18 protein-coding genes are annotated in these 15,687 nt (G+C 39.1%); all 18 read left to right on the plus strand.

Annotated features, from left to right (window positions below; translation table 11 throughout):
* Position 1 precedes the first annotated feature (1 nt).
* The 18 genes from fapR (at position 2) to ylqF (ending at position 15,365) form a co-directional block, all read left to right on the plus strand.
* Complete coding sequence (gene fapR / locus AC2TFD_RS09255) at positions 2–586, plus strand: transcription factor FapR (protein WP_335513515.1); 585 nt, start codon at positions 2–4, stop codon at positions 584–586.
* On the plus strand, positions 583–1,587 hold the full coding sequence (gene plsX, locus AC2TFD_RS09260) for a phosphate acyltransferase PlsX (protein WP_484675479.1): 1,005 nt from the start codon (positions 583–585) through the stop codon (positions 1,585–1,587). Before fapR ends, plsX begins: the two co-directional genes overlap by 4 nt.
* A 14-nt stretch (positions 1,588–1,601) precedes the next feature.
* Positions 1,602–2,549, plus strand: coding sequence for an ACP S-malonyltransferase (fabD, locus tag AC2TFD_RS09265; RefSeq protein ID WP_335567471.1), 948 nt, complete (start codon positions 1,602–1,604; stop codon positions 2,547–2,549).
* The gene (gene fabG, locus AC2TFD_RS09270) at positions 2,546–3,289 is read left to right on the plus strand and encodes a 3-oxoacyl-[acyl-carrier-protein] reductase (protein ID WP_335567470.1); all 744 of its coding nucleotides are present in this window, start codon (positions 2,546–2,548) and stop codon (positions 3,287–3,289) included. The genes fabD and fabG overlap by 4 nt, the downstream gene beginning before the upstream one ends.
* A gap of 69 nt (positions 3,290–3,358) precedes the next feature.
* Entirely contained in the window at positions 3,359–3,592 is a 234-nt protein-coding gene (gene acpP / locus AC2TFD_RS09275; RefSeq protein ID WP_335513506.1) for an acyl carrier protein, read from the plus strand.
* 161 nt (positions 3,593–3,753) lie between these two features.
* Positions 3,754–4,497, plus strand: a complete 744-nt coding sequence (gene rnc, locus AC2TFD_RS09280) for a ribonuclease III (protein ID WP_335567469.1) — start codon at positions 3,754–3,756, stop codon at positions 4,495–4,497.
* A 54-nt stretch (positions 4,498–4,551) separates the two neighbouring features.
* Positions 4,552–8,118, plus strand: a complete 3,567-nt coding sequence (smc, locus tag AC2TFD_RS09285) for a chromosome segregation protein SMC (RefSeq protein WP_484675480.1) — start codon at positions 4,552–4,554, stop codon at positions 8,116–8,118.
* A gap of 17 nt (positions 8,119–8,135) precedes the next feature.
* On the plus strand, positions 8,136–9,125 hold the full coding sequence (gene ftsY, locus AC2TFD_RS09290; protein WP_335567467.1) for a signal recognition particle-docking protein FtsY: 990 nt from the start codon (positions 8,136–8,138) through the stop codon (positions 9,123–9,125).
* A gap of 86 nt (positions 9,126–9,211) precedes the next feature.
* A complete protein-coding gene (locus AC2TFD_RS09295; RefSeq protein ID WP_335513498.1) occupies positions 9,212–9,544 on the plus strand; it encodes a putative DNA-binding protein in 333 nt (110 codons plus the stop codon).
* Between the two features lie 12 nt (positions 9,545–9,556).
* Positions 9,557–10,909, plus strand: a complete 1,353-nt coding sequence (gene ffh / locus AC2TFD_RS09300) for a signal recognition particle protein (protein WP_335513496.1) — start codon at positions 9,557–9,559, stop codon at positions 10,907–10,909.
* Positions 10,910–11,028: 119 nt separating this feature from the next.
* Positions 11,029–11,301 (plus strand): 30S ribosomal protein S16, encoded by a 273-nt coding sequence (gene rpsP / locus AC2TFD_RS09305; protein WP_335513493.1) that lies wholly within the window; start codon positions 11,029–11,031, stop codon positions 11,299–11,301.
* Positions 11,302–11,306: 5 nt separating this feature from the next.
* Positions 11,307–11,537, plus strand: coding sequence for a KH domain-containing protein (locus tag AC2TFD_RS09310; RefSeq protein WP_335513491.1), 231 nt, complete (start codon positions 11,307–11,309; stop codon positions 11,535–11,537).
* 83 nt (positions 11,538–11,620) lie between these two features.
* Positions 11,621–12,007, plus strand: a complete 387-nt coding sequence (locus tag AC2TFD_RS09315; protein ID WP_335513489.1) for a YlqD family protein — start codon at positions 11,621–11,623, stop codon at positions 12,005–12,007.
* Positions 12,008–12,021: 14 nt separating this feature from the next.
* Entirely contained in the window at positions 12,022–12,540 is a 519-nt protein-coding gene (gene rimM / locus AC2TFD_RS09320; protein ID WP_484675481.1) for a ribosome maturation factor RimM, read from the plus strand.
* Positions 12,537–13,280 carry a tRNA (guanosine(37)-N1)-methyltransferase TrmD gene (gene trmD / locus AC2TFD_RS09325; RefSeq protein ID WP_335513485.1) on the plus strand — a complete coding sequence of 248 codons (744 nt, stop codon included), beginning with the start codon at positions 12,537–12,539 and terminating at the stop codon, positions 13,278–13,280. Before rimM ends, trmD begins: the two co-directional genes overlap by 4 nt.
* A gap of 146 nt (positions 13,281–13,426) precedes the next feature.
* Positions 13,427–13,771, plus strand: coding sequence for a 50S ribosomal protein L19 (gene rplS, locus AC2TFD_RS09330; protein ID WP_335513558.1), 345 nt, complete (start codon positions 13,427–13,429; stop codon positions 13,769–13,771).
* Between the two features lie 148 nt (positions 13,772–13,919).
* The gene (lepB, locus tag AC2TFD_RS09335) at positions 13,920–14,471 is read left to right on the plus strand and encodes a signal peptidase I (protein WP_335513484.1); all 552 of its coding nucleotides are present in this window, start codon (positions 13,920–13,922) and stop codon (positions 14,469–14,471) included.
* Between the two features lie 18 nt (positions 14,472–14,489).
* The gene (gene ylqF / locus AC2TFD_RS09340; protein ID WP_484675482.1) at positions 14,490–15,365 is read left to right on the plus strand and encodes a ribosome biogenesis GTPase YlqF; all 876 of its coding nucleotides are present in this window, start codon (positions 14,490–14,492) and stop codon (positions 15,363–15,365) included.
* Positions 15,366–15,687: the final 322 nt, after the last annotated feature.

The raw sequence follows: 15,687 nt of genomic DNA on the forward strand, positions 1-15,687 counted from the left end.
TATGAGAAGAACGAAAAAAGACAGACAGCAACTGTTAAAAGAGACAATTAAAGAAAATCCATTTATTACGGATGAAGACCTTTCAGAAAAATTTCAAGTTAGTGTGCAAACCATTCGCCTAGATCGTTTGGAGTTATCCATTCCCGAACTACGGGAAAGGATTAAATATGTTGCAGAGAAGAAATTCGAAGACGAGGTTCGGTCCTTACCACTAGAAGAAGTAATTGGAGAAATCATTGATATTGATTTAGATCAGAGTGCCATTTCAATTTTTGATGTAAGAGAAGAGCATGTTTTTATCCGGAACAAGATAGCTCGTGGCCACCATGTTTTTGCACAGGCAAATTCGCTGGCAGTAGCGGTAATAAATGATGAATTGGCGTTAACAGCAAAAGCGAATATACAATTTAAGCGCTCAGTAAAACAGGGTGAGCGTGTGATTGCCAAAGCTAAGGTTGTTAAAATAGATGATGGTATTGGCAGGACGATTGTTGAAGTAACAAGTTATGTTAATAACGAACTTGTATTTAAAGGCGAATTCGAAATGTACCGTTCAGAAAAATCATTAAAGGATGAGAAATTATGAAGTTAGCAATCGATGCAATGGGGGGCGACCATGCTCCTAAAGAAATCGTTATCGGTGCAATGAGAGCGGTGGAAGCTTTTCCAGATATACATATAACTTTAGTCGGTGATGAATCCAAAATTAAAGAATACTTAGTAAAAGAGGATCGAATCAACATTTTACATACAACCGAGGTAATCCTTGGTACTGACGAACCTGTCAGGGCTGTTCGCAGGAAAAAAACTGCCTCCATGGTGCTGGCGGCACAGCAAGTAGCTGATGGCCTTGCAGACGCATGTATATCAGCAGGAAATACTGGTGCTTTAATGGCTGCCGGATTGTTTGTTGTTGGCAGGATTGAGGGAATAGACCGCCCTGCACTTTCACCAACTTTACCTACTATTGGAGGGGAAGGGTTTCTTCTATTAGACGTAGGGGCAAATGTGGATGCAAAGGCAGAACATTTATTGCAGTATGCGATTATGGGCTCGATTTATAGTGAGAAAGTTAGAGGAACGGGAAAACCACGAGTGGGTTTATTAAATATTGGTACAGAAGAGAAAAAGGGAAATGACCTGACGAAGCAGGCATTTGAGCTTTTAAAAAATGCCAATCTTAATTTTGTTGGGAACATTGAAGCTAGAGACTTGCTTACCGGTGTCGCGGATGTAGTTGTTACCGATGGGTTTACTGGAAATATGGTGTTAAAAACCGTAGAAGGAACTGCCCTATCTATGTTTAAAATGCTAAAAAGCACCTTGATGAGCAGTTTGAAAAGCAAATTAGCTGCAGCAGTTTTAAAGCCTGAATTCACGACTTTAAAAAATACATTGGATTACTCAGAATATGGTGGAGCAGGTTTATTTGGATTAAAGGCTCCGGTTATTAAGGCTCATGGATCATCAAATGGCCAGGCCATCTTTAGTGCGATTCGTCAAACCAGAGAAATGGTCGAAAAGGATGTAGTAGGACTAATTAAAAAGACGATGGAAGAAGTAAATATTTCAAAAATAGAAGTATAGGAAGGAGTGCCAAAATGGGAAAGATTGCATTCGTATTTCCAGGGCAGGGCTCACAAAGTGTTGGAATGGGAAAACAGCTAGCTGACCAATATCCTGAAGTTATGGCATATTTCAACAAGGCGGATGAAACCCTTTCATCTAAATTAAGCAGACTTATATTCGAGGGACCTCAAGAGGAATTGACAAAGACTGTTAATACTCAGCCAGCATTATTAACAACGAGTATTGCCATACTAGAACGATTTCAAAAATCAGCTATAAAGCCTGATTTTGTTGCAGGGCACAGTCTTGGTGAATATACTGCACTTGTTGCTGCTGGTGCTCTCACTTTTGAAGAGGGTGTCTTTGCTGTTAGAAAAAGGGGAGAATTTATGGAAAGTGCAGTTCCAAATGGCGAAGGTTCAATGGCCGCGATTCTAGGACTTGACCGTGAACCTCTTTCTAAAGTAACCGCTGAAGTTAGCGAGACTGGTTTTCCAGTTTCGTTAGCAAATTTGAATAGCCCTGGACAAATTGTTATTTCCGGAACGCGTAAAGGCGTAGAACTTGCCGGGGAAAAGGCAAAGGAAGCAGGAGCAAAAAGAGCAATTCCTTTAGAAGTCAGCGGTCCATTTCATTCTTCATTAATGAAGCCTGCTGCAGGACAATTACGTGAGGTTTTAGATGAACTGGACATGAAGGATGCCCTTATTCCTGTCATTGCCAATGTATCCGCTAAACCAATGACTTTAGCACATGAAATAAAAGAAAATTTAATTGAACAGCTTTATTCACCTGTATTGTGGGAAGATTCAGTTGTGAAAATGATTGATTTAGGTGTTGATACATTTATTGAGATTGGTCCTGGTAAGGTACTCTCAGGATTGATTAAAAAAATCAATCGTAATGCTAAAATATATTCGATTTCAGATGAAGAAAGCTGTCAATCTGTTATCGAGGCATTGAAGGAGGGAAATCTATGAGTTTAAAGGGAAAGATTGCATTAGTTACCGGTGCGTCAAGAGGGATTGGCAGAGAGATTGCCCTCGAGCTTGCCAGACAAGGGGCGAATGTCGCAGTCAATTATGCCGGCAATGAAGAAAAAGCAAATGCAGTAGTGGATGAAATTAAAGCTATTGGTACGGAGGCATTTGTGATAAAGTGTGATGTATCCAATACAGAAGAAGTTACTGCTATGGTGAAAGAAACGGTAGATCGCTTTGGAAAGTTGGATATACTTGTAAATAACGCTGGGATTACGAAAGATAATTTATTAATGAGAATGAAGGAAGATGAATGGGATGATGTGATTAACATTAATCTCAAAGGTGTTTTCCTATGTACCAAAGCTGTAACTCGTCAAATGATGAAGCAGCGTGTAGGGCGGATCATTAATATTACATCTGTAGTTGGTGTTAGCGGGAATCCTGGACAAGCCAACTATGTGTCAGCAAAGGCTGGCGTCATTGGTTTGACGAAAACAACAGCGAAGGAACTTGCTTCTCGAAGTATTACGGTAAATGCCATTGCTCCAGGGTTTATCACCACCGATATGACAGATAAATTGTCTGAAGAAGTCACTGCGGAAATGTTAAAACAAATTCCATTAGCTCGTTTAGGCGAACCTAAGGACATTGCTAAGATGACTGCATTTCTTGCTTCAGATGACGCATCTTATATTACAGGACAAACGATTCATGTAAACGGCGGCATGGTAATGTAGAATAATTTTTAAATACATTTATTATTTTACTGAAATACTCTATAATAGCTTGAGGGGAGGTGAACTAGAATGGCAGAGGTATTAGAACGTGTAACAAAAATCATCGTTGACCGTTTAGGTGTAGATGAGTCACAAGTTAAGCTTGAGGCTTCATTCAAAGATGATCTTGGTGCTGATTCCCTTGACGTAGTTGAACTAGTTATGGAATTAGAAGATGAGTTTGATATGGAAATTTCTGACGATGATGCTGAAAAAATCGGCACAGTTGGTGATGCTGTTAATTACATAAATAGCAAAAAGTAATTCGTTAGATTTCTTGGAAAGCTCCGTTTTCAAACGGAGCTTCTTTCTGTATTATAGAACTTGGTAGTTTTAATAATCTGCCAAGTTTCTTTGCGTTTTGTTCGTAGTTTACTTAAACTATTGATAGGTATGTGTAAAAAATATGCAAGGTGGAGACTTTAATGCGCAGAAAAGGGAAAGAAAAAGAAATGAACAATCGCGCAAAAGAAAATCAATTTAAAGATTTTCAAACGAAGATCGGTATTCATTTTGAAAATGAAAAATTACTTAAACAAGCTTTTACTCATTCATCCTATGTGAATGAGCATCGCAGAAAGCCTTATGAAGATAATGAAAGGCTTGAATTTTTAGGGGATGCAGTTCTAGAACTCACGGTTTCAAAATTCTTGTTTCTGAAATATCCATTGATGAGTGAAGGAGAACTGACGAAGCTGCGAGCAGCAATCGTGTGTGAGCCATCACTTGTAATCTTGGCAAACGAACTTTCCTTTGGACAATTAATTTTGTTAGGAAAAGGAGAAGAAATGACTGGGGGCAGGGAGCGGCCAGCATTGCTGGCGGATGTATTTGAAGCATTTATTGGTGCGCTTTACTTGGATAAGGGACTAGAGGCCGTAATTGAATTTCTAGATAAAGTAGTATTTCCTAAAATTAATGAAGGTGCTTTTTCTCATGTGATGGATTTTAAGAGCCAACTTCAAGAATTAATCCAGAGAGATGGGACAGGCGTGATTGAATATAAGGTGCTTATTGAAAAAGGTCCTGCCCATAGCAAAGAATTTGTTTCAAGAGTTTCATTAAATAGTGAAGAATTAGGTATCGGTACAGGAAAATCAAAAAAAGAAGCAGAACAGCATGCCGCCCAAATGGCATTGGAGGTATTAAAAGCAAAACATCATAGTTAAACAACAATAGAATGCTAAGGAAAGACTCCGGCCAAGCTCTAGGGAGGAAAAAATATGTTTTTAAAACGGTTGGATATCATTGGCTTTAAATCTTTTGCCGATCGTATTGGGGTGGATTTTGTTAAAGGAGTCACTGCTGTAGTTGGTCCAAACGGAAGTGGGAAAAGTAATATAACAGATGCGATTCGCTGGGTTTTAGGGGAGCAATCTGCTAAATCACTTAGAGGCTCTAAAATGGAAGACATCATTTTTGCGGGGAGCGATACAAGAAAGCCCTTAAATTATGCAGAAGTAACCTTAACACTTGATAATCAAGATGAAGGGTTATCGATAGATTACAATGAAGTAAGTGTGACGAGAAGGGTAACGCGGTCTGGGGATAGTGAGTTTTTAATTAATAAACAACCCTGCAGGCTTAAAGATATTATTGATTTGTTTATGGACTCAGGTCTTGGCAGGGAAGCGTTCTCCATTATCAGTCAGGGGAAAGTAGAAGAAATTCTAAACAGTAAGGCTGAGGATCGAAGAACGATCTTTGAAGAAGCAGCAGGGGTTTTAAAATATAAAAATCGCAAGAAAAAAGCAGAAGTGAAACTAGTAGAAACACAGGATAATTTAAATCGAGTCAATGATATTTTACATGAACTTGAAGGTCAAGTTGAACCGTTGATGATACAGGCTTCCATTGCAAAAGATTATTTAGAGAAAAAAGAGGAACTCGAAAACTTTGAAGTAGCATTAACGGTATACGATATTGAAGATTTACATCAAAAGTGGACACTTCTTTCACAGCAGCTTGCAGAACACCAACAGGAAGAAATTAAGCTTGCAGCGGGGATGCAGCTAAAGGAAGCAAAAATAGAAGAAACAAGGGATAACATTGCTGCCCTTGATGATTCAATTACGGATTTGCAAAATGTACTCCTACATGCCAGTGAAGAATTAGAAAAGTTAGAAGGCCGTAAAGAAGTTTTAAAGGAACGAAAGAAAAACGCAGCTCAAAATAGGGATCAGCTCGAAAAGAGTATCGGTGAACTTAGTGAAAAAATCACCCAATTAAAAAATAATCGTGACATACAGTCTGACCTAGTAATTAAACTCACGGAACAAGTAAATGACCTCAAAAATCAATTAAGGGAAAAGCAAGAAAGACTAGCGTTATTCACAGAAAACATGGATGAAAAAATTGAATCCTTAAAAAGTGAATATATTGAAAGGTTAAATGATCAGGCTGGAGCAAAAAATGAGCTTAAATATATTGATCAGCAGCTTGAGCAACAGGAAACAAAGAGCTCCCGCCTCGATGCTGAAAATGTAAAATTCATTGAGGAAAGACAAATAGCTCAAAAAAAGATGTTGCACGTTAAAGCTGCATTGGAGGAAGTTCAAAGGACTCTTTCCGATCAAGTTGCCAGTTTCAGAGAGAAACAACGAAAGCTTGAAAATACAAAAAATAATTATCAGAAGCAAGAAAAAACGTTATACCAGGCTTATCAAATTCTGCAGCAGGCCAAGTCAAGAAAAGAAATGCTTGAGGAAATGGAAGAGGATTATTCTGGATTTTTTCAAGGGGTAAAAGAGGTATTAAAAGCCCGAGGGAAAAAGCTTCAGGGTATTGAGGGAGCTGTCGCTGAGCTTGTTACGGTACCGAAAGAATATGAGACAGCGCTAGAAACTGCGTTAGGCGGTGCCTTACAGCATATTGTTGTTGATACAGAGCAACATGCCAGAATGGCCATCCAATACTTAAAACAACATTCATTCGGACGGGCGACCTTTTTACCATTAAGCGTAGTTAAAGGCAGAGTATTGTCCTCGTCACAATTATCATCCATTCAAAATCACCCTTCATTGGTTGGAACTGCCGTTGATTTGGTTTCTTTCAATTCAAAATATGCAGATGTTATCAGCAGCCTTCTGGGGAATGTTGTCATAACAAAAGATTTAAAGGGTGCTAATGAATTGGCCAAGATTCTTCAGTATCGCTGCCGGCTGGTAACTATAGATGGAGATATTGTTAATCCTGGCGGCTCGATGACGGGCGGCGCTCAGAAGCAAAAGACAAGCTCTTTATTAACAAGAAAAGGCGAGCTTGAAGAGTTGAGAGATAAGCTGGTAGTGATGAGCGAAAAAACATCGAATTTAGAGAAGGTTGTAAAGTCATTAAAGGAAGATGTTAAAACACATGAACAAGAGCTAGAAGCAATGCGTGAGTCTGGGGAAGAATTTCGTCAACAGGAACAAACCTTAAAAGGTGACCTCCGTGAAGCAGAGTTCCAGGCAAATAATATTAATGACCGCCTGAAACTGTATGACCTTGAAAAAGGTCAATCTAATGAGGAACAGAAAACCTTAACAAACCGTAAAAATGAACTTATTGAAGCGATGGCAAATTTTAAGGATAAGATTGCAGCGCTTGATGATGAAATTACCAGATTAACTCAACAAAAAACGAATGATCTCTCATCGAAAGAAACGTTAACCAAGGAAATAACGGATCTAAAGGTAGAGTTTGCGGCAAAAAATGAGCAATTTGTAAACTCAAAAGAACGTCTCTCTTTAATCGCTGCAGAATTAAATGAAAGTGAAGAGAGGTTCGCACTTTATAGCGAGGACTTAATGCTGCTAACTTCTGAAATGGAGGGGAGTACTTCAGGTGAAGAGCAATTAGAAGAGTTAGCTAGACAAAAACAAAGTGACAAGGAAGAAACCTTAGCGCTCATATCGTCTAGGCGGCAGGAGCGACTTAACTTACATGCTGTCCTAGAAGATGCTGAAATTGAAGCAAAGGAAATAAAAAGGCTTCATAAGGGAATGGTTGAGGTACTTAAAGATGAAGAGGTAAAAACGAACCGCTTAGATGTAGAACTTGAAAATAAACTCGCGCATTTAAGAGAGGAATATTTACTATCCTTTGATGGAGCAAAAGAACAATACCCACTAACTTTGCCAGTGGAAGAGGCTAGAAAAAAGGTGAAGTTAATAAAACTGGCCATCGAAGAACTAGGCAGTGTTAATATAGGCGCAATTGAAGAATACGAGAGAGTCTCTGAACGTTATGAGTTTTTGAACGAACAAAAAGATGACCTAAAAGAGGCGAAGGATACCCTATATCAGGTTATTGACGAAATGGATACAGAAATGAAAAAACGTTTCGAGTGGACATTTAATGGAATTCGTGAACACTTTGAACCTGTATTTCGAGCTTTATTTGGCGGTGGGAGAGCAGATTTAAAACTAACTAATCCTGAGGATTTACTAAATACCGGAGTAGAAATTGTTGCCCAGCCACCTGGAAAGAAACTACAAAATTTAGGATTATTATCGGGTGGGGAAAGGGCATTAACGGCAATCGCTCTTCTATTTTCAATTTTAAAAGTTCGCCCTGTTCCATTTTGCATTCTAGATGAGGTTGAAGCTGCATTAGATGAAGCAAACGTTTTTCGCTTTAGCCAATATTTAAAGAGTTTTAGTACAGAAACGCAGTTTATTGTGATCACGCACAGAAAAGGTACGATGGAAGAAGCAGATGTTCTATATGGTGTGACTATGCAGGAATCTGGTGTCTCTAAGCTTGTTTCTGTACGTCTCGAGGATACAAAGGAGCTTGTTGAAACTTAAACATAGGAAGTGAAAAAATGAGTTTTTTTAAAAAGTTAAAAGAAAAAATAACAAAGCAAACAGAGACAGTTACGGAAAAATTTAAAGACGGCCTCTCGAAGACGAGAAATAATTTCTCTGGTAAGGTAAATGACCTTGTCGCTAGATATCGCAAAGTAGACGAAGATTTCTTCGAGGAATTAGAAGAAATCTTAATACAGGCAGATGTAGGCTTTGATACGGTAATGAAACTCATCGATGAGTTGAAACTGGAAGTCAAACGCCGAAATATACAAGACCCACAGGAAGTTCAAAGTGTTATTTCCGAAAAGTTGGTCGATATTTATAATGCAGGTGAGGAACAATCATCTAAGTTGAATATTCAAGAAGATGAACTTACGGTTATTTTATTTGTAGGTGTTAACGGAGTGGGTAAAACAACAACGATTGGTAAACTTGGTCATAAGTTTAAAAGTGAAGGGAAATCTGTATTATTAGCAGCAGGTGACACTTTCCGTGCTGGTGCCATTGAGCAGTTAGAGGTATGGGGAGAAAGAGTCGGTGTTGACGTAATTAAACAGGCAGCAGGCTCTGACCCAGCAGCTGTTATGTATGATGCAATTAAAGCAGCTAAATCAAGGAAAGTGGATATTTTGATTTGTGATACAGCTGGACGATTACAAAATAAAGTGAACCTTATGAAGGAACTTGAAAAGGTAAAACGGGTAATTGAACGTGAAGTGCCAGGTGCACCTCATGAAGTTCTGCTGGTTTTGGACGCAACAACTGGTCAAAATGCTCTTATTCAAGCAAAGACCTTTAAAGAGGTAACAGATGTGAGCGGTATTGTTCTTTCCAAATTAGATGGAACCGCCAAGGGAGGTATCGTGCTGGCAATACGTAACGAATTAAAGATTCCAGTTAAATTTGTCGGTCTGGGAGAAAAAATGGACGACCTTCAGGAATTTAACGCTGAGCAATATGTTTATGGGTTATTCGCGGACCAAATAGATCAGGTGGAAAATTGATGTAAAGATATTTTCTTGACAGACTGGTAATGACTGTGTAAACTACATTTGTAAAGGCTTTTCACTTAACAAAGGGAGGTAAAGGCATGCTTGAGAAAACAACTCGAATAAATTACCTCTATGATTTCTATTATTCGTTGTTAACACCAAAGCAGCAAAGCTATATGTCTCTCTATTATTTAGATGATTACTCACTTGGAGAAATCGCTGAAGAGTATGATGTCAGCCGCCAGGCTGTCTACGATAACATCAAACGTACGGAAGCTATGCTAGAGGAGTATGAAGAAAAGCTATTACTATTTCAGAAATTTCAAGAGCGCAGCAAGCTATTAAGACATGCGAAAGAATTGCTAAATGAAGCACACCCTTCAAAGCAGGCAATGATGGAAGTGGTTGCCGAGCTTGAGAAATTAGATTAGGAGGCGGCATGAATGGCGTTTGAAGGATTAGCCGACCGACTGCAGAATACAATCCAAAAAATCCGTGGAAAAGGAAAAGTCTCTGAAGCGGATGTAAAAGAAATGATGCGTGAAGTCCGCCTTGCACTACTCGAAGCCGACGTTAATTTTAAGGTCGTCAAGGACTTTGTTAGAAAAGTCAGTGAACGTGCAGTTGGACAAGAAGTACTTAAAAGCTTAACCCCTGGACAACAGATTATTAAAATTGTTAATGAAGAATTGACTGAATTAATGGGCGGTGAGCAAAGCAAAATTGCTGCTTCTAGTCGTCCTCCTACTGTGATTTTGATGGTTGGATTACAGGGTGCTGGTAAAACAACGACCACGGGTAAGCTAGCCAACCTGCTTCGTAAGAAATATAACCGGAAGCCGATGCTTGTAGCAGCTGATATTTATCGTCCTGCGGCGATTAAGCAGCTAGAGACCCTTGGGAAACAACTAGACATGCCTGTATTCTCCTTGGGCGATCAAGTAAGCCCAGTGGAAATTGCTCAGCAAGCGATTGCGAAAGCAAAAGAAGAACACCACGACTATGTCCTAATTGATACAGCTGGTCGTTTGCATGTTGATGAAAACCTAATGGGTGAGTTGAAGGACATTAAAGAGCTTACGAAACCAGATGAAATCTTTCTCGTTGTTGATGCAATGACAGGACAGGACGCGGTTAATGTAGCACAGAGCTTTAATGAACAGCTTGGTTTGACTGGAGTTGTCTTAACGAAGCTTGACGGTGACACACGAGGTGGAGCTGCTCTGTCCATTCGTGCTGTAACCCAAACTCCAATTAAGTTTGTCGGTCTAGGAGAAAAAATGGACGCCATAGAACCTTTCCATCCTGAACGAATGGCGTCTAGAATTCTCGGCATGGGTGATGTGCTTACCCTTATTGAAAAAGCGCAGGCAAATGTTGATGAGGCAAAGGCAAAAGAGCTTGAACAGAAAATGCGGACGGCATCTTTTACGCTCGATGATTTTTTGGAACAGCTTGGACAAGTACGTAATCTAGGACCGCTGGATGAATTATTAAAAATGATGCCTGGTGCAAATAAAATTAAAGGTTTGAATAATATTCAAATTGAAGAGAAACAAATTGCACATGTTGAAGCCATCATTAGGTCCATGACCACAGAGGAAAAAAGTCATCCGGAGATCTTGAATTCAAACCGTAAAAGAAGGATTGCTAAAGGGAGCGGCAGAACAGTTCCAGAGGTAAACCGGCTTTTAAAACAGTTCGAGGACATGAAAAAGATGATGAAGCAAATGTCAGGAATGCAGCAAAAAGGCAAGAAAAAAGGCGGATTTAAATTTCCATTCAAGCCTTTCTAACCTGTTTTAAGGTGTATTAAATTGGTAATACTATCTGTAAAGAAAAAACCCTTTACAAATGAAAAAAATATTGATATTATACTATCTTGTGTGAAACTATTCGGAGGTGCTTATTTAAAATGGCAGTAAAAATTCGTTTAAAGCGTATGGGAGCAAAGAAAACTCCTTTCTATCGTATCGTAGCAGCAGATTCTCGTTCTCCTCGTGACGGACGTTACATTGAAGTTATTGGAACTTACAACCCAGTTACTCAACCAGCAGCAATCCAAATCGACGAAGAATTAGCTCTTAAATGGTTACAAGATGGTGCGAAACCATCTGATACAGTACGTAACCTTTTCTCAAACCAAGGCATCATGGAAAAATTCCATAATGCTAAGCTAAGCAAGTAATTGCTATGAAGCAATTAATTGAAAGTATTGTAAAACCCCTTGTTGATTTTCCAGAAGATGTGAGTGTGAAAGTTAACGAAGAAGATCATCGAATCACTTATCACCTGATTGTTAATAAGACAGACATGGGGAAAGTGATAGGAAAACAAGGGCGTGTTGCAAAGGCCATTAGAACTGTTGTTTATGCAGCAGGATCATCACAACAAAAGAAAATATTCTTAGAAATTGGTGAATAGCTTTTTGCATCTAGATTAAGGGGGGAATGAAATTCCTCCCTTTTTTGCTATCGTAAAAGCAGAACGGAGAAGGGGGCAAATACATGCAACTGATTCAAACTGTTATCGTAAAGCAAATCTTAACGGAGAAAAGCAAACAAAAGCTGCTTGAAAAATATTTTGCAGGTAAGCTGCAGATGCAGAAAGAATATGAACAACTACAATTTGAGTTAAAAAAGCTAGAAAAGGCGAAAAAGTATCAACCTAGCGCACTTAAAAATCACTTTGAAAAAGAACTGAAAAAACGCTTTGAAAAAGAAAAGCAATATGAGTTTCAAATTGAACAACTACATATGCTACCATTAGGCAGTGAATTAAAGGAAAAAGAAGTGCAAGCTCTTGTTGAAGTAAATGTTGGAGACAATTGGGATGGAATAAAAGGGCAGCGTACAATCATAATCAAAGACGGTATTATCGAGGAAATAAGATAGAGGTGACAATTAAAATGGAAAAATGGTTTAATGTTGGCAAGATCGTCAATACTCACGGGATTAGAGGTGAGGTCAGGGTTATTTCTAAAACTGATTTCCCTGAACAGCGCTACAAAGTTGGGAATACATTGTATTTATTTATGCAAGGGTCTAATAAACCGATTGAATTAACCGTAAAAACCCACCGTACCCACAAAAATTTTAATCTGCTAACCTTTGAAGGGTTTGAAAATATCAATGAAGTTGAAAAGTTTAGGGATGGAATCCTTAAGGTTCCAGAATCACAGCTTGGTAATTTAGACGAAGATGAATTTTATTACCATGAGATTATTGGCTGCCTTGTTGCTACGACTCAAGGAGAGGAAATTGGCAAGGTTACAGAAATTCTCTCGCCTGGGGCAAATGATGTTTGGGTGGTAAAATCAAAAGACGGCAAGGAAATATTAATTCCGTATATTGAAGATGTTGTCAAAAAAGTCGATGTAAAGGAAAAGGTCATTCTTATTGAACCAATGGAAGGGCTGCTTTCATGATGAAAATTGATGTATTAACGTTATTTCCTGAGATGTTTTCGGGAGTTTTTGGCCATTCCATTTTACATAAGGCTTCTGAGAAATCTGCTGTTCAATATAATGTTGTCAATTTCAGGGACTATGCTGATAATAAACATCAGACGGTAGATGACTATCCGTACGGGGGCGGAGCGGGAATGGTATTAAAGCCGCAGCCGTTATTCGATGCAGTTGCAGCATTAAAGGAAAAAGCAGAAAGTGATCAAACAAGAGTGATTCTACTTTGCCCGCAAGGAAAACGATATGATCAAAAAATTGCGGAGGAATTAGCAAAAGAAGAGCATCTTATTTTTGTTTGCGGTCATTATGAGGGATACGATGAAAGAATACGTGAACACGTGGTTACCGATGAAATCTCTATAGGTGATTATGTCTTAACTGGCGGCGAACTTGGAGCTATGGTAGTGATAGATAGCGTTGTCCGTCTCTTGCCAGAAGTTCTGGGTAATCAAGAATCACATATGAAAGATTCATTTAGTACGGGGCTGCTGGAGCACCCTCACTACACCCGTCCTTCCGACTTTCGCGGCATGAAGGTCCCTGATGTCCTCTTACAAGGTAATCATAAATTAATCGAAGAGTGGCGAAACAAAGAAGCTCTACGGCGAACATTGCTCAGAAGGCCGGACTTATTAGAAAAGATAGAATTAACCAAAGAACAGGAAAAATGGCTTGATGAAATTAAAAAAGAATCTAAGTAGTTATTGCATGGAGTTGTCTTTTATGGTAAGATATTTCTTGTGACTTGAGCTGAGTACAAACTCAGTGCGGTCTTATAAAGATGTTCCGCTGCAATGGAAATGGATAGTAGATATGCATGAGCGTCTGTTGGAAGGAGTTGAAAACGATGCAAAATTTAATTGAAGAAATCACAAAAGAACAACTTCGTTCTGATCTGCCTGCGTTCCGTCCTGGTGATACTGTACGTGTACACGTTAAGGTTGTCGAGGGTACTCGCGAGCGTATTCAGTTATTCGAAGGTGTAGTGATTAAGCGTCGTGGTGGTGGAATTAGCGAAACTTTCACAGTTCGTAAGATTTCTTACGGAGTAGGCGTTGAGCGTACTTTCCCTGTACACACACCTAAAATTGCGAAGCTTGAAGTATTGCGCCGCGGTAAAGTTCGCCGTGCTAAGCTATACTACTTACGTAAGCTACGTGGTAAAAAAGCTCGTATTAAAGAAATTCGATAATAAAGAAAGAGCTTGCTGTGCAAGCTCTTTTTTCGTACTTATCATGTTGAATTCGAATAGAAAAGTTATCCCCCACATGTTTAATCTATGACTTTTATGTAAAATAAGAAGATAGCAACTATTTTTTTGTGATTGGCGGGGAAAAGATATGACAAAAAAGAAGAATGAACTTTGGGAATGGACGAAGGCGCTCTTAATTGCAGTAGCTCTGGCAGCAGTTATTCGTTACTTTCTTTTTGCACCAATCGTGGTAGATGGGTTGTCAATGATGCCGACTCTTCAGCATCAAGACCGTATGATAGTGAACAAGCTAAGCTATAATATGGGTGAACCAAAACGGTTTGATATTATCGTCTTTCATGCGCCCGAACAGAAGGATTACATTAAAAGAGTCATTGGTCTTCCTGGCGATCGGATTGAATATAAAGATGACACCTTATATGTAAATGGTAAGGCATTTGAGGAACCGTATTTGGATGAGTATAAGAAAAAGGTAGAAGGTCCATTAACTGATCCTTTTACATTAGAAGAAACACCAGCAGGTACGGAGACAGTGCCAGAAGGTGAATTATTTGTAATGGGCGATAACCGTCGTTTTAGCAAGGATAGCAGGCATATTGGGACCATACCGATGGACAAAATAATCGGTAAAACAAGTATTGTCTACTGGCCATTAAAAGACGCACACATTGTGAAATAGAACTAGGAGGTGACTGCTTTGACAATCCAATGGTTTCCAGGCCATATGGCTAAAGCTCGAAGAGAAGTCACGGAAAAATTAAAATTAGTAGATATTATCTATGAATTAGTGGATGCTAGAATTCCCTATTCCTCTCGTAATCCAATGATTGATGAAATTATTCAGCATAAACCAAGACTTGTTCTTTTAAATAAAGCAGACATGGCGGACAGCGCAATTACTAAAGAGTGGATTGCCTATTTTGCTGGGAAAGGAATCAAAGCTCTGGCCATCAATTCCCATGCAGGAGTCGGAATGAAAGAGATTGTTCGGGCCTCCCATGAAATTTTGAAAGAAAAATTCGATCGGCTTCGGGCAAAGGGAGTTGTCAACCCAAGAGCTATTCGAGCAATGATTGTAGGGATTCCAAACGCAGGAAAATCAACATTAATTAATCGGCTTGCAAAGAAAAATATTGCTAAGACAGGAAATACTCCGGGAGTAACCAAAGCCCAACAGTGGATCAAGGTAGGGAAAGAGTTAGAATTATTAGATACTCCTGGTATTCTCTGGCCAAAGTTTGAAGATCAAGAGGTAGGAAAGAAACTGGCTGTAACAGGGGCAATCAAAGATACTCTCCTAAATTTACAGGACCTTGTAGTCTTTTCCATTAAGTTTTTATCAGAGCATTATCCAGAGAGACTGAAAGAGCGGTATAAGCTCGATTCTGTGCCTGAAAATGTAGTCGAAATGTTTGATCAAATTGGTGAGCTTAGAGGGGCTCTTGGAGCCGGTGGAATCGTAGATTATGATAAAGTATCAGAGCTAGTCATCAGAGACATTCGAACCGAGAAATTTGGCCCTCTGACGTTTGAAAGACCAATAGACTTAAAAGATGAATCAAATAATAGTTAAAAAAACTCTCTAACCTTGAGGGTTTTTTTGGTTTTGACTTTTCGTCCTTAAATTTCAGTAACAATCCGGTCGAGATTGTGCCGATAAATCGGTGAATCGTAAATTATGGTAACAATCCAGATGGGATTGTGCCGATAAATCGGCGAATCGTAAATTATGGTAACATTCCGGTCGAGATTGTGCCGATAAATCGGTGAATCGTAAATTATGGTAACAATCCGGTCGAGATTGTGCCGATAAAACGGTGAATCGTAAATTATGGTAACAATCCAGACGGAATTGTGCCGATAAATCAGCGAATCGTAAATTATGGTAACAATCC

This window comes from Neobacillus sp. plas4 (genome assembly GCF_057221695.1).